The sequence below is a fragment of the Levilactobacillus andaensis genome (genome assembly GCF_016861695.1).
Taxonomy (GTDB): Bacteria; Bacillota; Bacilli; order Lactobacillales; family Lactobacillaceae; genus Levilactobacillus; species Levilactobacillus andaensis.
Genome location: NZ_BOLP01000004.1, coordinates 200,808 through 219,122, shown reverse-complemented (window position 1 = coordinate 219,122; position 18,315 = coordinate 200,808). Strand labels below are relative to the sequence as shown.

Below are 18,315 nucleotides of genomic sequence, written 5' to 3'. Positions count from 1 at the left end.
GTTGCAATGGATAACCTATTTACACCGAGTGCTAAGAGTGTCTTAGTTTTGGCACAGGAACAAGCAAAATATTTTAAGCACCAAGCGGTGGGTACGGAACACTTATTGCTGGCCCTCACCATTGAAAAAAATGGTATTGCCAACAAGGTTTTACAGCAGTTTTCTGTAACCGATGATGACGTTCGTGAAGAAATTGAACGTTTTACCGGCTACGGGACCTTAGCGAATGTCGATAAGGATAGCTACCTGCCATACTCGCCAAAGGCCAAGGCAATGTTAGCCTTAGCTGGCGATGAAGCTAAGCGGTTGGGCGCAACTAAGATCGGCACGGAACACTTGCTACTGGCACTATTGAGTGATGAAACGATTTTATCTTCCCGAATCCTGAAGAACTTAAATGTTGAACTCGTCGATGCCCGTAAGGTAGTGCTGCGCAAGTTAGGGATTTCTGACACACCTAAGCGTCGTAACGATGCCCGTGCTCGGCGGGGCGCCCCACAAGGTGGAACGCCAACGCTGGATTCTCTGGCCCGGGACTTAACCGAATCAGCCAAGGAAGGTCGCATGGACCCAACGGTTGGTCGGAACAAGGAAGTTAAGCGGGTCATCCAGATCCTGAGTCGGCGGACCAAGAACAACCCTGTTTTGATTGGGGAACCTGGTGTCGGGAAGACGGCGATTGCCGAGGGCTTGGCCCAACGGATCGTTGCCGGCGATGTTCCAGAAGACATGCAACAGAAACGGCTGATGATGCTCGACATGGGCTCATTAGTTGCTGGGACCAAGTACCGTGGTGAATTTGAAGACCGTTTGAAGAAGGTTATCGAAGAAATCTACAACGATGGCCAAGTCATTCTCTTCATTGATGAGTTACACACACTGATCGGTGCTGGGGGGGCTGAAGGGGCCATCGATGCCTCGAACATCTTAAAGCCAGCCTTAGCACGGGGTGAACTCCAAACCATTGGGGCCACCACGTTGGACGAATACCAAAAGTACATTGAATCCGATGCTGCGCTGGAACGGCGGTTTGCTACCGTTCAGGTCGACGAACCAACGCCGGACGAAGCCTTAGAAATTTTGAAGGGCTTACGGCCACGGTATGAGGATCACCATCACGTCAACATTAGCGATGAAGCACTGGACCAAGCTGTAAAGCTGTCCACCCGTTACATCAGCGACCGTTTCTTACCAGATAAGGCGATCGACTTGATGGATGAAGCCTCTGCCAAGGTCCGCATCGACCAAATGGACAAGCCAACGCCAGCTAGCAAGCAGGTTCAAGAACTGAATCAGCTGTCTGCTGACAAGGAAGCGGCCATTGAAGACCAAAACTTCGAAAAGGCTGCGGAACTGCGGACGAAAGAAATGCAGTTACGTGAGAAAATCGAAGCACGGAAGGCCAAGGCTGCTGCGGCCGCTGCCGATGCACCGGAACGGCACTACAGTTTAAACGTGACCGGTGAAGACGTGGCAGACGTTGTCGCTGAGTGGACGGGCGTTCCCGTTACCCAGTTGAAGCAAACGGATGCAGATCGTCTGGTCAATTTGGAAAAGATTTTACATGAACGGGTAGTTGGGCAAGAAGAAGCTGTTTCAGCCGTTTCTCGTGCCATTCGGCGGGCCCGCTCCGGATTGAAAGATCCGAACCGGCCAATTGGGTCCTTTATGTTCCTCGGACCAACCGGTGTCGGGAAGACCGAATTAGCTAAGGCTTTGGCCGAAGCGATGTTTGGTTCCGAAGACAACATGATTCGGGTCGACATGAGCGAATACATGGAGAAATACTCGACCAGTCGTTTGATTGGGTCCGCGCCAGGTTACGTAGGCTACGACGAGGGTGGCCAGTTGACGGAAAAGGTTCGTCAAAAGCCATACTCTGTTGTGCTCTTTGATGAAGTTGAAAAGGCCCATCCAGATGTCTTCAACATTTTACTTCAAGTCTTAGATGACGGTTACTTGACTGATTCCAAAGGACGGAAGGTTGATTTCAGAAATACAATTCTGATTATGACGTCCAACTTGGGGGCAACGAAGTTACGGGATGAAAAGACCGTTGGTTTCGGTGCCGAAGATATGGCCAACGATTACCGGGCAATGGCACAAACCATCCGGGAAACGTTGAAGCAATCATTCCGGCCAGAATTCTTGAACCGGATTGACGAAACGGTCATCTTCCACTCCCTGAAGAAGCCAGAACTCCACGAAATTGTGAAGTTGATGGCTAAGCAGATTGTCGACCGCGTGGCAGAGCAAGACATCAAGCTGAAGATTACACCTGCAGCGATTGATGCCGTGGCCAAGGCGGGCTTTGACCCAGAATATGGGGCACGGCCGATCCGTCGGGCACTGCAAACGCAGGTTGAGGATAAGCTGAGTGAAGAACTCTTAAATGGCGAGGTCAAGACCAACGACCAAGTGACGATTGGGGCCACCCAAGGTAAGATCACGGTCAGCGTCAAGTCAGCCACCAAGAAAACGGCGGTTGCCACGAACTAAACTGAACCGATTGAAAGCAGTGTGCGCTGGGGATGACCTGGGCACACTGCTTTTTATTGTAGAAGGTGGGTGGAAGGAGATAATTTGGTGCGGACTAGTAGTGATGGTCTGAGTGGGGAGAAGCAGGTTGTCGTTGTGTTTGCCATTCACTATTCGAGTTGAGTGCGGCAGTCGCTGGCTAGCTGGAATGGGTATTGGCCAGACTCATACCGACTATGCTCGTACAGATGGCGTCGTTACAGCACTTGTATCAGGACATCTACAGGACGATTTGAGCACAGTCTAAAGCAGTGAATGGCTGTAATTGAAGTGGCACAATCAGAGCCGGAGGAGGTCAGGGATGGGCGACTTTTAAGACGCATGATCTTCGCGGCTTAAAAGCGAGCGAGAGGACCGTTCCTCAGTCCGGAGCGTCCCCACAGCAGGCGGAATCCCTGGCAGCCGGAGCGCGGTCATTTTACACGAATCGTAAGCATTAACTGTTACTTGGTCTAGCTGGTGATAAGTGGCTGTGGTACACTTACAGTACGAGAGACGAAAGGACGGGAGCCACCAATGAAAAGAGAAGAGCAGTTGACCCACACGCACACGGCCATTTTAGAGGCCGCACGGGAGCAGTTCTTGTCGCAGGGGTATCAAGCAACCTCTACCAGAGATATTGCAAAAGAAGTGGGCATTACACAACCGGCACTGTACCACCACTTTAGTGACAAAGAGGTTATTTTTCTTGAGGTCATTAAAACTGTGGGGGCTGAAATTAGGGCAGGATTGACTCAGGTCAACGAGCAGCTAGCCGTTGCGGAGAATCCTGACCCCGTTGACGCCTTGGTTCAGATTACGGAAGTGTTGACTGCGATTCATCCCCGCGATGTCTTTACGGTGATCCACAGCAGCTTTAAGTATCTCAAGCCGGAAAATAAGCGGCAACTTGGGATGGTGTTTGGCCAGGATTACGTGGGGCCACTCCAACATTTCTTTGAATTGGGGATCGTAACGCTACAACCAGACATTGCGCCTCAGGATGCCGCATCCTTCTATCTCACGAGCCTCAGTCCGCTCTTCAATACATTCCACCACGTCGGGGCGGCAGATGCTTCACAACACGAGCAAACGGTGGCACTGGTTCGCCTGATTCTATTTGGCGTCGCAGTTAAGAAGTAGGGGAACCAGTTTCTGGTGATAATCAGGTTTTAGCCAGAAATCATGAGTGTTCGTCATTGACATTTCAGAACTAATTTAGTATTATATTATTCGTATGCAACTGTGAACTGAAATTGGCAGCGACGATCTATTGTCCGGCGTTGCCGTTATAAGAAGCCAAAAGCAAATCAAATTGGGTTTGTTTTTGGATTTTTTTTGCCAAAAAACCGGGTCAAAAGTAATTTGTAATCAAAATGTAACATAACGGTTTGGCCAGTCCACAGAATAAATAGGAGAGGTGAACAACTTGGCAGGACACTTAGTGAAATACGGGAAACACCGTACTCGCCGTAGCTATTCGCGGATCAAGGAAGTTCTTGATTTACCTAACTTAATCGAGATTCAAACCAATTCTTACAACTGGTTCCTCGACGAAGGTTTGCGTGATATGTTCGACGACATCATGCCAATCGAAGATTTTCAAGGAAACCTTTCGTTAGAGTTTGTTGATTATCAATTACTGGAACCCAAATATAGCGTGGATGAAGCACGGGAACACGACGCGAACTATTCAGCACCACTTCACGTCACCTTACGTTTGACCAACCACGAAACGGGTGAAATTAAGTCGCAAGATGTCTTCTTCGGTGACTTCCCATTAATGACGGCCCAAGGGACCTTCATTATCAACGGGGCAGAACGGGTTATTGTTTCTCAATTAGTCCGGTCACCAGGAGTTTACTTCAATGAAGATACCGATAAGAATGGCCGGACCGTTTACGGTGCCACGGTTATTCCTAACCGGGGGGCTTGGCTAGAATTTGAAACGGACGCTAAGAACATCTCTTACGTTCGAATCGACCGGACACGGAAGATTCCAATGACCGAATTAGTTCGGGCATTAGGGTTCGGTTCCGATGACGAAATCTTGGATATCTTAGGTGACAACGAAAGCTTAATGGCAACGTTGGAAAAGGATATTCACAAGAACACCGACGATTCACGTGTCGAAGAATCCTTAAAGGACATCTACGAACGCCTACGTCCAGGTGAACCTAAGACGGCTGACTCTTCACGGAGTTTGCTGACTGCACGGTTCTTTGATCCAAAGCGTTACGACATGGCTCCCGTTGGTCGTTACAAGACCAACAAGAAGTTAAGCTTGAAGACCCGGTTACTGGGCCTGACCTTAGCCGAAACGTTAGCTGACCCAGATACCGGTGAAGTTATCGCACAAAAGGGCACGGTCGTTGACAAGGACGTCATGAAGACCTTGGCACCATTCTTGGACCAAGAAGACTTCAAGATGGTAACTTTCCAACCTTCAGACGAAGCCGTTGTCACTGAACCATTGAAGTTACAGATCATCAAGGTGCAATCACCAGATGACCCTGAACAAGAAGTTCCCGTTATTGGGAATGGCAACATTGATATCAAGCTGAAGCACATTCGTCCAGCTGATATCATTGCTTCCATGAACTACTTCTTCAACTTACAATTAGGCATCGGGAACACCGATGATATTGACCACTTGGGTAACCGGCGGATTCGTTCCGTGGGTGAACTCCTGCAAAACCAATTCCGGATCGGGTTATCTCGGATGGAACGGGTTGTGCGTGAACGGATGTCAATTCAAGATGCTGCGACGGTAACGCCACAACAATTGATCAACATTCGGCCAGTGGTTGCTTCCATTAAGGAATTCTTCGGTTCATCTCAATTGTCACAATTCATGGATCAGACCAACCCACTGGGTGAATTAACCCATAAGCGGCGTTTGTCTGCCCTTGGACCTGGTGGTTTGACGCGTGACCGTGCCGGATATGAAGTCCGGGACGTTCACTATACCCACTATGGCCGGATGTGCCCAATTGAAACGCCTGAAGGACCTAACATTGGGTTGATCAACAGTTTGTCCAGTTATGCACGGGTTAACCGCTACGGCTTCATCGAAACGCCATACCGTCGTGTCTCATGGGATACGCACAAGGTTACCGACAAGATCGATTACCTGACGGCTGACGAAGAAGATAACTACGTGGTGGCTCAAGCCAACACGCCATTGAACGATGACGGTTCATTTGATACCGACACCATCATGGCACGTGCAAAGTCCGAAAACATTGAAACCAGTGCGGACCGGATTGACTACATGGATGTTTCGCCTAAGCAAGTAGTTGCTGTGGCCACGGCATGTATTCCTTTCTTGGAAAACGATGACTCCAACCGGGCCTTGATGGGTGCCAACATGCAACGGCAAGCTGTGCCATTGCTGGACCCTCACGCCCCATTAGTTGGGACTGGTATTGAATACAAAGCAGCGCATGATTCCGGTGTTGCCTTAATCAGCCAACACGACGGAACTGTTGAATACGTTGATGCACGGGAAATCCGCGTACGGCGTGAAGACGGTGCGCTCGACACTTACAAGCTCATGAAGTTCCGCCGGTCAAACGGTGGGAAGAACTACAACCAACGTCCAATCGTTAAGGTTGGCGATCACGTCGACAACGACGAAATCTTGGCTGATGGTCCTTCAATGGAAAATGGGGAATTGGCTTTAGGTCAAAACCCATTAGTTGCCTTCATGACTTGGCAAGGGTACAACTTCGAAGATGCCATCGGAATCAACGAACGTTTGGTTCGCGATGACGTTTACACGTCGATTCATATTGAAGAATACGAATCAGAAGCACGTGACACGAAGCTTGGACCTGAAGAAATGACTCGCGAAATTCCTAACGTGGGTGAAGACGCCTTGAAGAACTTGGACGAAGACGGGATTATCCGTGTTGGTGCCGAAGTTCAAGACGGCGACATCTTAGTTGGTAAAGTGACGCCTAAGGGTGTGACTGAATTATCCGCTGAGGAACGGTTACTCCATGCTATCTTTGGTGAAAAGGCTCGCGAAGTTCGGGATACTTCACTTAAGGTTCCACATGGTGGTGGCGGGATCATCCAGGACGTTAAGATCTTCACACGTGAAAATGGTGATGAACTTTCTCCTGGTGTTAACATGATGGTTCGGGTCTACATCGCGCAAAAGCGGAAGATCCAAGTTGGGGACAAGATGTCTGGTCGTCACGGTAACAAGGGGACTGTTTCAGTCGTTATCCCTGAAGAAGATATGCCGTACATGCCAGATGGGACGCCAATCGACATCATGCTGAGTCCAATGGGTGTGCCTTCTCGGATGAACATCGGGCAAGTGCTCGAATTGCATTTGGGGATGGCTGCTCGTAAGTTGGGCATTCACATTGCGACGCCTGTCTTCGATGGTGCCCAAGATACTGATATCGCGGACGCTGTTAAGGAAGCTGGGATGGCTGCCGATGCTAAGACTGTCTTATACGATGGCCGGACCGGTGAACCATTCGACAAGCGGGTTGCCGTTGGTGTCATGAACTACCTGAAGTTGGCCCACATGGTCGACGACAAGATGCACGCCCGTTCCATCGGACCTTACTCACTGGTTACGCAACAACCACTTGGTGGTAAAGCGCAATTTGGTGGCCAACGGTTTGGTGAAATGGAAGTTTGGGCTTTGGAAGCTTACGGTGCCGCTTATACGTTACAAGAAATCTTGACGTACAAGTCCGATGACGTGGTTGGTCGGGTTAAGACCTACGAAGCTATCGTTAAGGGCGATCCAATTCCTAAGCCTGGTGTGCCTGAATCATTCCGTGTTCTGGTCAAGGAATTACAATCCTTAGGGCTGGACATGAAGGTCTTAAACGGGAACAACGAAGAAATCGAACTCCGCGATATGGACGATGATGACGATGATGTTGTGAACGTTGATGCTTTGAGCAAGTACGCGCAACAGCAAGAAGAACAACGGAAAGCCGCTGCTCAGACCGATGATGCTAAGGCAACGCCTGCACCTACGAAAAATGAAAGTCAACCGAACACTCAAGACTAATTAATAAGGGAGGTCGCTTCTTTGGTCGATGTCAATAAGTTCGAAAGCATGCAGATCGGGCTGGCTTCACCTGATAAGATCCGTAGCTGGTCTTACGGGGAAGTCAAAAAGCCTGAAACCATCAACTACCGGACATTAAAGCCTGAAAAAGACGGGCTATTCGACGAGCGGATTTTTGGCCCTACTAAGGACTGGGAATGTGCCTGTGGGAAATACAAGCGGATCCGTTACAAGGGTGTCGTTTGTGACCGTTGTGGGGTTGAAGTTACCCGTTCTAAGGTTCGTCGTGAACGGATGGGCCATATCGAATTGGCTGCTCCTGTCACTCACATCTGGTACTTCAAGGGTATCCCAAGTCGGATGGGCTTAGTCCTCGACATGAGTCCCCGTGCGTTGGAAGAAATTATTTACTTCGCTTCCTACGTGGTCTTAGATCCAGGTAACACGCCACTCGAAAAGAAGCAATTGCTTTCCGAACGTGATTACCGTGACAAGCTCATCGAATACGGTAGCACTGCCTTTAAGGCTGAAATGGGTGCCGAAGCCATCAAGAAATTGTTGATGGCCGTAGACCTTGAAAAAGAAGTCAAGGAATTAAAGGAAGAATTGAAGGAAGCCACTGGCCAAAAGCGGACGCGTGCCGTTCGTCGTTTGGACATCTTGGAAGCCTTCGTGACATCTGGTAACCGTCCGGAGTGGATGGTAATGGATGCTATTCCGGTAATCCCACCTGATCTTCGTCCAATGGTACAACTCGAAGGTGGTCGTTTCGCAACGTCCGACCTGAACGACTTGTACCGGCGGGTTATCAACCGGAACAGCCGGTTGAAGCGTTTACTGGACTTAAATGCACCTGGTATTATCGTTCAAAACGAAAAGCGGATGTTACAAGAAGCCGTTGACGCCTTGATTGATAACGGTCGTCGTGGCCGTCCAGTGGCTGGTCCTGGTAACCGTCCATTGAAGTCTCTTTCACACATGTTGAAAGGGAAGCAAGGTCGGTTCCGTCAAAACTTGTTAGGGAAGCGGGTTGACTACTCTGGTCGTTCCGTTATCGACGTAGGTCCTTCCCTCAAGTTCAACCAAATGGGTCTGCCAGTTCCAATGGCTTTGGAATTATTCCGGCCATTTATCATGAAGGAATTGGTTGCTCGTGGGTTAGCTTCTAACATCAAGAACGCCAAGCGCCAAATTGACCGTGAAGATGACGATGTCTTTAATGTTTTGGAAGACGTCATCAAGGAACACCCTGTTCTGTTGAACCGGGCCCCTACGCTTCACCGTTTGGGGATTCAAGCGTTCGAACCTGTTTTGGTTAGTGGTAAGGCAATGCGGCTTCACCCATTGGCTTGTGAAGCTTACAACGCCGATTTCGATGGGGACCAAATGGCCATCCACGTTCCTTTATCTGACGAAGCACAAGCTGAAGCACGTTTGCTGATGCTGGCTGCTCACCACATTTTGGCTCCTGCCAGTGGTAAGCCAGTTGTTGCGCCTTCACAAGATATGGTTATCGGGAACTACTACCTGACCATGGAAGAAGATAATCGTGAAGGGGAAGGTATGATCTTTACCGACCTCAACGAAGCTGTCCTGGCTTACCGGAACGGTTTAGTTCACTGGCACAGTCGGGTCGGTGTTCAAGTTTCCTCGATGCCTGATAAGCCGTTTACGGATGATCAACGCACCAAGATTATGGTGACGACCGTTGGGAAGTTGATTTTCAACAACATCCTGCCTAAGTCATTCCCATACTTGAACGAACCAACCAGCACGAACCTGAACGGCTACGTCCCTGACAAATACTTCTTGGCACCGGGCGAAGACATTCACGATTACCTGCAAAATGCTGAAATTATCGGACCATTTAAGAAGGGCTTCTTGTCCGACATTATTGCGGCCGTTTACCAGCAATACAAGGTAACGGCAACGTCGAAGTTGCTTGACCGCATCAAGGACTTGGGTTACAACGAATCAACTAAGTCTGGCCTGACTGTTGGGATGGTCGATGTGACTGACTTGAAAGAAAAGCCAGAAATTATCGACGAAGCCCACAAGCAGGTTGCTACGGTTACCAAGCAATTCCGTCGTGGTCTGATTACCGATCATGAACGTTACGAACGAGTTATTGGAATCTGGAACGATGCTAAGGACGACATTCAAAACGCCTTGATTCACAGTTTCGACCAACAGAACCCTATCTTTATGATGAGTGATTCTGGTGCTCGTGGGAACATTTCTAACTTTACGCAACTTGCCGGGATGCGTGGTCTGATGGCCGCTCCTAACGGTGAAATCATGGAGTTGCCGATCACGTCTAACTTCCGTGAAGGCCTGACGGTTATGGAAATGTTCATTTCGACCCATGGTGCTCGTAAAGGGATGACCGATACGGCCCTCAAGACTGCCAACTCAGGTTACCTGACTCGGCGGCTGGTCGATGTTGCGCAAGACGTTATCATTCGGGAAAAGGATTGTGGGACTGACCGTGGTTTGAAGATTCGTGCCATCACTGATGGTAACGAAATGATCGAACCATTGTACGACCGGATCTTAGGGCGTTACACCCAAAAGACCGTCTACGATCCAAAGACTGGGGACGTTATCGTTCCTAAGAACCAAATGATCGTCGAAGACACCGCACAAAAGATCGTTGATGCTGGTGTTGAAGAAGTTACCATTCGTTCCGCCTTTACTTGCAACACTGAACATGGTGTTTGTGAACATTGTTACGGCCGGAACATGGCTACTGGTGACGAAGTTGAAGTTGGTGAAGCTGTCGGAACTGTTGCCGCGCAATCTATCGGTGAACCAGGGACCCAGCTGACCATGCGTAACTTCCATACCGGTGGTGTTGCCGGGAACGAAGATATCACCCAAGGGCTTCCTCGTGTTCAAGAATTATTTGAATCTCGGAACCCTAAAGGTAAAGCTGAAATTACCGAAGTTACTGGGACGGTTGAATCAATCGAAGAAAACCCAGCAGAACGGACGAAGGAAATTACCATTAAGGGTGAAGCTGATACGCGGAGTTACACGTTACCAATCACTGCCCGCATGCGGGTCACTGAAGGCGACTTTATCCACCGTGGGTCTGCATTGAACTATGGGTCTGTTGATCCTAAGGAAATGCTGCGGGTTCGCGATGTCTTATCAACTGAAACTTACATCTTAGGTGAAGTGCAACGTGTTTACCGGATGCAAGGTGTTGCTATCAGTGATAAGCACGTGGAAATCATGGTTCGGCAAATGTTACGTAAGGTTCGGATCATGGATCCGGGCGATACCGACGTTCTGCCTGGTACCTTGATGGATATCCAAGACTTCCGTCGTGCTAACTACCAGACGTTGATCGATGGTGGCATTGCTGCTACCGCACGTCCAGTTATCTTGGGGATCACCAAGGCTGCTTTGGAAACGAACAGTTTCTTATCAGCCGCATCCTTCCAGGAAACGACGCGTGTCTTGACCGATGCTGCTATTCGGGGCAAGAACGATCCACTGGTTGGTTTGAAGGAAAACGTTATTATTGGGAAGATTATTCCTGCCGGGACTGGGATGCCAGATTACCGTCAGATCAAGCCCAAAGAAGTCGGTGGCTCATCGACCGAAGGCGTCTACTCCATCAGCGATTTGGAAAAACAAATGCAAGAAGACTCTCAAGCTTAGTGACAGCTAAGTAGAGTGTGGAACGAGCCGTTTAGACTCTGAGCACTAGAGAGAAAAGGACTCCTGTCTGGCAATTGCCGGGTGGGGGTCCTTTTTTATAGGCGTAGATACTTGAATCGTGGCGCACTTTGGGATAGAAAAAGGGCTCGCAATCCACTGTGCCGATTGCGAGCCACGTACATATTAGTGTGTGTATTTTCAGTGGAGTTTAGTGTGAGGATGGTCGTAAGTTAAAGAGTTTCTCTGCTTCGGCCTCTTTTTGGCGCATCCATTCTTGGTAGACTGGGTCCTTTTCCTGGTCAGCCATATGCTTCATTTCTTCAGGCGTTAGGGCCCTTGCCTCGGGCTCATCGATTAGTAAACCATATTCTGCATTTTTAATAGGTTTCAAAACAGACAGCTCCTATTTCGTAGATTTTGTCAGTTGCTTTGAGGACAGCTTCTTGATTCGTTGAGCCACTTTGCTTGTTCGCAGTATACCAGAAATCAAATAGCTTATCTATTGGTTGACCTTGAGTAGGGAGAGTGAGAAATTGAACGGACCCGTCATGGCCAATGATGACACTGGCTAGTACCAGTTTTTCTGTGTAAAGTGTACGTATATCTGTAATAGAAGGACGTGTGCTTCCAGGATGGTTATGTAGCAGGACGACCATTTGATTGACGGCGATGATGTGATGCTAGTCAGCTATTTTAAATCCGACTTGTAAAGGAGTTGTGGCCTGCCGACTACAGATTATGACGGTTCCAGTTTCGATATCAATGGCATAAAGATCTTCAAAATCAGATCCATTTCGATGCTCAAGGATGGTCATAGCAGATTGATAAAGTGATTCTTTGACGGCTTTGGGAAGAGGCAATTTTAAAAATTTATCGTGATACCATTTAGCGTTAATAAGATGACGGTTAACGGAGAATGCATTAGCGGTGTGTTTTTGACTGATTTTTGTTGTCTCAGCTTCTTTAAAGCTATTAGCGGTAGGCTTCATTGAGATAGCCACCACCCTAGAGCACTCACTAATAGGAAAGGAAGAAAAGGAATACGTGTTTTGGTGCCAGAATAGATCATGGCTATAAGGCTGGCAGTTAGTAGCCACTGTGCGGTTACAGTTATTCCATGAAGCAGATGGTAGCTCAAAATTATTTCCAAATCACCATCGCCAATTAGTGGATTAGGCCAATGTGACCAAACTAAATGGATTCCAACTAACAAAATAATTGTGATAAGGACGATAACTGGCGAGTTCATCATGAACATTATAGGAATAGTCACCCAGCTCACCCACCCCGGAAATGTCTGGGTCCGCGCATCACACAGCGCAGCGTATCCCCATAGTCCCAGCCAAAGTAGGGGAATGATCGTTGCCGGTGTGAGTGTCGTTAGCACCAGTCCCGCCGTGAATTCTGCTAGCAGACTGGTTGCCGGAATTATCGTTTGGCAGTAGTGGCACCGGCCGCGCAGCAACAGATAGCTCAGGATAGGGACCAGTTGCCAGTAGGCCAGGGGTGTCTGGCAGGTGTCACAATGAGAAGTTGGATAGAAAATTGACGTGTTTGTGGCGTAGCGGTCCGCCAGAGCGACCAGTCCGGAGCCAATGCAAGCGCCGTAAATAAACAGAATTATCAGCATGAAAGTTTCACCTCTATAGATTAACTCCGTAAAAAATGCTGAAATGTTTGTGGAAAATTCCAGTTAGGCCGGTTGACATGCAAATGCTGGCATGGTATTCTATTCAAGGTGCTTTTCGCAGACAGGTCTCGGGTATTCATTACCGGACATGCTGACTGACGGCGGGGAGGACACTTCAATTAAATCTCCACATGGGTCGTCTTTTTTCTTTACAGGAAAATGAACCACCTGGATGTGTGGACTTAAAACTCTAGAAAGAATACGGAAAGGAGGACTATTTAGATGCCTACTATCAACCAATTGGTGCGTAAAGGTCGTAAATCTAAAAGTTCTAAATCAGATGCCCCAGCTTTAAACTACGGGTATAACAGTTTCAAAAAAGCTCAAGTTAAGAATCCAGCTCCACAAAAGCGTGGGGTTGCTACTCGTGTCGGTACCATGACACCAAAGAAGCCTAACTCTGCTTTACGTAAATATGCACGTGTGCGGTTGTCAAACTTAATTGAAGTGACTGCTTACATTCCTGGTATTGGCCACAACCTTCAAGAACATAGTGTTGTGCTTATCCGGGGCGGCCGGGTTAAGGATTTACCTGGGGTTCGTTACCACATTATCCGTGGTGCCCTCGATACTGCCGGTGTTACTGACCGTCGTCAAGGTCGTTCCAAGTATGGGACTAAGAAGCCTAAGGGCTAAACCGAGACTCAATATTAGGGTCGGGTGCACGGTTGCCGTCAACCGACCTGTAACAGCATTTCAAGGAGGATATTAACAATGCCTAGAAAAGGAAACGTACAAAAGCGTGAAGTCCTTCCTGATCCAATTTACAATTCAAAGTTGGTCACTCGTCTGATCAACCACACGATGATGGATGGGAAACGTGGAACTTCAACTAAGATCATTTATGGTGCCTTCGACATCATTAAGAACGAAACTGGTAACGATCCAGTGGAAGTCTTCGAAGAAGCAATGAAGAATGTTATGCCAGTCTTGGAAGTTAAGGCTCGGCGTGTTGGTGGGTCAAACTACCAAGTTCCTATCGAAGTTCGGCCAGACCGTCGGACCACTTTAGGTCTTCGTTGGATGGTACAGTACTCTCGTTTACGTGGCGAACACACGATGGTTGAACGACTTGCTCGTGAAATCATGGACGCCGCTAACAACACCGGTGCTGCAGTTAAGAAGCGTGAAGATACGCACCGGATGGCAGATGCCAACCGTGCCTTCGCTCACTACCGCTGGTAAGAGCAGCTATCGCACTGCTTTACTCGTAGTGTGATAAAATGTTGGAGTAGCGCGTCCTCGTGACCGCTTATCTCTAACTTAAGGGAGCAATCCTTTAATCCAGAGGTGGCTACTAAAATCAATTGCGATGTTAGTAGTCACTTTTTGGCACAATCTACGATCAATTTTGAGAGGAGTTACACATTAATCATGGCTAATACTCGTGAATTTCCGCTTGATAAAACTCGTAACATCGGTATCATGGCTCATATTGATGCCGGGAAGACGACGACTACTGAGCGTATCCTGTATTACACTGGTAAAATCCACAAGATTGGTGAAACCCATGATGGGGCTTCACAAATGGACTGGATGGAACAAGAACAAGAACGGGGTATTACGATCACTTCAGCCGCTACGACGGCCGAATGGAAACAACACCGTATCAACATCATCGATACTCCAGGGCACGTGGACTTCACTGTTGAAGTTGAACGTTCTTTGCGGGTGCTTGATGGTGCCGTTGCCGTCTTAGACGGTCAAGCCGGTGTTGAACCTCAAACCGAAACTGTTTGGCGTCAAGCCTCAGATTTCGATGTTCCCCGTATCGTGTTCGTTAACAAGATGGATAAGCTGGGTGCCGACTTCGACTTCTCAGTTAACTCCATTCACGAACGCTTACAAGCCAACGCGGTTGCTTTACAAATGGCAATCGGTGCCGAAGATGACTTCGCCGGTGTTGTTGACTTAATCGAAATGAAAGCCTACGTTTACGACAAGGATGAATTGGGTTCCTCATGGGACACCGTTGAAATCCCTGCTGACATGGCTGAAGAAGCTAAGAAGCGCCATGAAAGCATCATCGAAAGCGTCGCTGACGTTGATGATGAAATCATGGAAAAGTACCTTGAAGGTGAAGAAATCACCAAGGCAGAACTTAAGGCCGCTATTCGGCGTGCTACGTTGAAGCTGGAAATGTTCCCAGTCTTCGCCGGTTCTGCTTTCAAGGATAAGGGTGTTCAAATGTTGATGGACGCCGTTGTGGACTACTTACCATCTCCATTGGATGTTAAGCCTTACAACGCTACTGTTCCTGATACTGACGAAGCCGTTGAATTACGTGCCGATGACGATGCGCCATTTGCTGCCTTAGCATTTAAGGTTGCCACTGACCCATTCGTTGGTCGTTTGACTTACATCCGGGTTTACTCCGGTACTCTGGAAGCTGGTTCTTACGTGCTTAACTCCACGAAGGACAAGCGTGAACGTGTTGGTCGTTTGCTGCAAATGCATTCAAATCACCGTCAAGAAATTCCAGAAGTCTTCTCCGGTGATATCGCTGGGGCCATTGGTTTGAAGAACACCACTACTGGTGACTCTTTGACTGATCCAGATCACCCATTACATTTGGAATCTATGAACTTCCCAGATCCAGTTATCCAGGTTGCCGTAGAACCAAAGACGAAGGCTGACCAAGATAAGATGAACACTGCCCTGCAAAAACTTTCTGAAGAAGACCCTACTTTCAAGGCTGAAACTAATCCTGAAACTGGTGAAACTCTGATTGCTGGGATGGGTGAACTTCACTTGGATATCATCATCGACCGGATGAAGCGTGAATTCAAGGTTGAAGCTAACATTGGTGCCCCTCAAGTTGCCTACCGTGAAGCATTCACGAAGTCAACTAAGGTCCAAGGTAAGTTTGTTCGTCAATCTGGTGGTAAAGGTCAATATGGTGATGTTTGGATCGAATTCACCCCTAACGAACGTGGTAAGGGTTACGAATTCGAAGACGGCATCGTCGGTGGGGTTGTTCCTCGTGAATTTATCCCTTCAGTTGACCAAGGTCTGCAAGAAGCAATGGCAAACGGTGTCTTAGCCGGTTACCCATTGGTTGATGTTAAGGCCAAGTTATACGATGGTAGTTACCATGAAGTCGATTCTAGTGAAGCAGCCTTCAAGGTTGCCGCTTCCTTGGCTTTACGGAATGCCGTTAAGACTGCTGGCCCTGTAATTCTTGAACCAATCATGAAGGTTGATATCTTGGTTCCTGAAGAATACATGGGTGATATCATGGGCCAAGTTACCGCACGTCGTGGTAAGGTTGATGGTATGGAAGCACGTGGTAACGCACAAATGATTCACTCCTTCGTTCCGTTATCCGAAATGTTCGGTTACGCAACGACGTTACGTTCCGCATCTCAAGGTCGTGGTACCTTTACCATGACGTTTGATCACTACGAACCAACGCCAAAGAGTGTTCAAGCTGACATTATCAAGAAGAATGGCGGCACTCCAGTCGAAGACTAGTCTGTCTGCTGTTTAAAATGAAACGTCCTACCTTTCGGGGTGGGGCGTTTTTTTGTCCCTACGAATAGAGTGTCGCTGGGACGGAAACACGCAGCAGGGGCCTTACACTATATGATAGAAGAAAGTGAACCTAAAAGTGATAGCTCAGGTGGCAAGAACCTATGCGCCCATTGCGTTAGCGCCATAATCTGGATGGTTAAAGTTCAAGCATCGCTGGAAGCTGTTAAAATGCGGAAGCGACTTTTCGACTAAACCGCTCCGTCAGTTAGGCAAGGGAATGTGCTGAAGGTGATAGTCGACACTCAATGATAATCGGAGTTAACAGAGCGTGGTGCTTTGCGTTATAATAAATTCTGTGCGGTCGCACTGGAATTGGAGAGTGAGTTATGGAAGAACTGTTTGAACGGTCCTCGATTCCGCGGGCCTACTTTAAGCTAGCCTTACCGGTTGTTCTGAGTATGGTGGCTAGTATGATATACAATTTAGCCGATACGTTTTTCGTTTCCCAAACGCAAAACACGAATCTGGTGGCGGGGGTTGCGCTATGCACGCCGTTGTTCTCGTTACTGATTGCGATTGGCGATATCTTCGGCTTGGGTGGGAGTTCACTGATTTCTCGGTTGCTAGGGGAAAAGGCATACCACACAGGGAGTCGGGTCAGTAGTTTCTGTTTGTACGGGTCGGTCGTTTTCGGTTTGATAACGACAGCCCTCTTGCTGGTTTTTGATCGACCGATTTTACATATGCTAGGGGCAACGACGGCAACTTATCCGTATGCTTCGCAGTTTTACCGCATTATGGCAGCCGGGGCGATGCCGATCATCGTGTCGATTGTGCCTGGTAACCTGATTCGGACGGAAGGGTTTGCCACCCAGTCGATGATTGGGACCATGGTCGGAACCGTCATTACGATTATCCTGGACCCTATCCTAATTTTCCCATTGAGGTTAGGCGCAGCCGGGGCCGCCTTGGCAACCGTTATCGGCTATACGATTTCGGCGGGCGCACTGGTTTATCTGACCAAACGATATTGCCAGGTCATCTCTGTCGATCCCAAGATCAGTCGGATCAGTTGGTCGTTAGTAGGCTCGGTCCTGTTTATTGGGATACCGGGGTCGATCACCAATTTGATGCAGGCGTTTGGGACGACTGTTTTGAACCGCTATTTGGTAGATTATGGCCCAACGCGTGTGGCAGCGATGGGAATCGTCTTGAAAGTTTACATGATTATCATGCTGGTCATGGTCGGCTTTGCATTTGGTGCGCAGCCGTTAATTGGGTATACCTTCGGTGCGAAGAACATGGCGCGTTTCAAAAAAATCCTGCACTTCGATCTACTGGTTGAGGTGGTCTATGCACTAGTATTCGCCGTGATCTTGATGATTCTGGCACCACAGATCATTGCCTTGTTCCTACACAATGCCGCGGTTATTACGGCGGGGACGTACATGTTGCGGGTCTTTCTGCTAACAACGCCGTTTGTGGGGGCTGTGCTGGTCTACACGACGGTTTTCCAGAGTACGGGTAAAGCCAGTGGCGCACTGATCATGTCGCTTTCACGCCAAGGAATTGTCTTCTACGTGATGATTGTGGCGGGGGCGATGCTGTTTGGTTACCATGGTGTTATCTGGGCCCAGCCGGCAGCCGATGTGGTGACGTGCCTGATTGGTTGGTTACTATCGAAAGTGCTATTTAATAGGAAAAGACGCGTTTGACACCAGATTCTGAAATGTGACGTCAACTTTTCAAGTTGATTTCGGTCAATTTGGATAGTGACTTAACAAAAAAATTAAAGGAATTCTGTCAAAACCCTTGTCAGCCGCCGTTTTATTTAGTATGATAGTCAAGTGCTGAATTTCAGGGGGTAATTTGTGCCCCCCGGGTAAGGCTCAAAAGTTTAAGCGATGATGTGGGAGATTGC

At 48.4% G+C, this 18,315-nt stretch carries 11 protein-coding genes; 8 read left to right on the top strand and 3 right to left on the bottom strand.

Annotated features, from left to right (window positions below; translation table 11 throughout):
- Positions 1–6: 6 nt before the first annotated feature.
- The 4 genes from JUF10_RS03570 (at position 7) to rpoC (ending at position 11,230) form a co-directional block, all read left to right on the top strand.
- The gene (locus JUF10_RS03570) at positions 7–2,499 is read left to right on the top strand and encodes an ATP-dependent Clp protease ATP-binding subunit (RefSeq protein WP_203640849.1); all 2,493 of its coding nucleotides are present in this window, start codon (positions 7–9) and stop codon (positions 2,497–2,499) included.
- Between the two features lie 555 nt (positions 2,500–3,054).
- Positions 3,055–3,660: a TetR/AcrR family transcriptional regulator gene (locus tag JUF10_RS03565; RefSeq protein WP_203640848.1), complete on the top strand. Its 606-nt coding sequence runs from the start codon at positions 3,055–3,057 to the stop codon at positions 3,658–3,660.
- A gap of 286 nt (positions 3,661–3,946) precedes the next feature.
- Positions 3,947–7,561, top strand: coding sequence for a DNA-directed RNA polymerase subunit beta (gene rpoB / locus JUF10_RS03560; protein WP_203640847.1), 3,615 nt, complete (start codon positions 3,947–3,949; stop codon positions 7,559–7,561).
- 21 nt (positions 7,562–7,582) lie between these two features.
- Positions 7,583–11,230 (top strand): DNA-directed RNA polymerase subunit beta', encoded by a 3,648-nt coding sequence (rpoC, locus tag JUF10_RS03555; RefSeq protein WP_203640846.1) that lies wholly within the window; start codon positions 7,583–7,585, stop codon positions 11,228–11,230.
- Positions 11,231–11,438: 208 nt separating this feature from the next.
- Here rpoC and JUF10_RS03550 read toward each other — a convergent pair whose 3' ends face one another.
- From JUF10_RS03550 to JUF10_RS03540, 3 genes are all read right to left on the bottom strand, one after another.
- The gene (locus JUF10_RS03550) at positions 11,439–11,621 is read right to left on the bottom strand and encodes a hypothetical protein (protein WP_203640845.1); all 183 of its coding nucleotides are present in this window, start codon (positions 11,619–11,621) and stop codon (positions 11,439–11,441) included.
- 289 nt (positions 11,622–11,910) lie between these two features.
- Positions 11,911–12,219, bottom strand: coding sequence for a hypothetical protein (locus tag JUF10_RS03545; RefSeq protein WP_203640844.1), 309 nt, complete (start codon positions 12,217–12,219; stop codon positions 11,911–11,913).
- Positions 12,216–12,860: a prepilin peptidase gene (locus JUF10_RS03540; RefSeq protein WP_203640843.1), complete on the bottom strand. Its 645-nt coding sequence runs from the start codon at positions 12,858–12,860 to the stop codon at positions 12,216–12,218. The genes JUF10_RS03545 and JUF10_RS03540 overlap by 4 nt, the downstream gene beginning before the upstream one ends.
- A gap of 282 nt (positions 12,861–13,142) precedes the next feature.
- Here JUF10_RS03540 and rpsL point away from each other — a divergent pair, with 282 nt between their 5' ends.
- The 4 genes from rpsL (at position 13,143) to JUF10_RS03520 (ending at position 18,109) form a co-directional block, all read left to right on the top strand.
- Positions 13,143–13,556, top strand: a complete 414-nt coding sequence (gene rpsL / locus JUF10_RS03535; RefSeq protein ID WP_011668504.1) for a 30S ribosomal protein S12 — start codon at positions 13,143–13,145, stop codon at positions 13,554–13,556.
- 78 nt (positions 13,557–13,634) lie between these two features.
- Positions 13,635–14,105 (top strand): 30S ribosomal protein S7, encoded by a 471-nt coding sequence (gene rpsG / locus JUF10_RS03530; RefSeq protein ID WP_020090150.1) that lies wholly within the window; start codon positions 13,635–13,637, stop codon positions 14,103–14,105.
- Positions 14,106–14,294: 189 nt separating this feature from the next.
- A complete protein-coding gene (fusA, locus tag JUF10_RS03525) occupies positions 14,295–16,394 on the top strand; it encodes an elongation factor G (protein ID WP_203640842.1) in 2,100 nt (699 codons plus the stop codon).
- A gap of 386 nt (positions 16,395–16,780) precedes the next feature.
- Positions 16,781–18,109 carry an MATE family efflux transporter gene (locus tag JUF10_RS03520; RefSeq protein ID WP_203640841.1) on the top strand — a complete coding sequence of 443 codons (1,329 nt, stop codon included), beginning with the start codon at positions 16,781–16,783 and terminating at the stop codon, positions 18,107–18,109.
- Positions 18,110–18,315: the final 206 nt, after the last annotated feature.

What these genes read in the sequence shown, in the direction of transcription:
- JUF10_RS03570 (WP_203640849.1), top strand. Translation starts at nt 7, where the DNA reads ATGGATAACCTATTTACACCGAGTGCTAAGAGTGTCTTAGTTTTGGCA.
- JUF10_RS03565 (WP_203640848.1), top strand. Translation starts at nt 3,055, where the DNA reads ATGAAAAGAGAAGAGCAGTTGACCCACACGCACACGGCCATTTTAGAG.
- JUF10_RS03545 (WP_203640844.1), bottom strand. Translation starts at nt 12,219, where the DNA reads ATGAAGCCTACCGCTAATAGCTTTAAAGAAGCTGAGACAACAAAAATC.
- JUF10_RS03540 (WP_203640843.1), bottom strand. Translation starts at nt 12,860, where the DNA reads ATGCTGATAATTCTGTTTATTTACGGCGCTTGCATTGGCTCCGGACTG.
- rpsL (WP_011668504.1), top strand. Translation starts at nt 13,143, where the DNA reads ATGCCTACTATCAACCAATTGGTGCGTAAAGGTCGTAAATCTAAAAGT.
- rpsG (WP_020090150.1), top strand. Translation starts at nt 13,635, where the DNA reads ATGCCTAGAAAAGGAAACGTACAAAAGCGTGAAGTCCTTCCTGATCCA.
- fusA (WP_203640842.1), top strand. Translation starts at nt 14,295, where the DNA reads ATGGCTAATACTCGTGAATTTCCGCTTGATAAAACTCGTAACATCGGT.
- JUF10_RS03520 (WP_203640841.1), top strand. Translation starts at nt 16,781, where the DNA reads ATGGAAGAACTGTTTGAACGGTCCTCGATTCCGCGGGCCTACTTTAAG.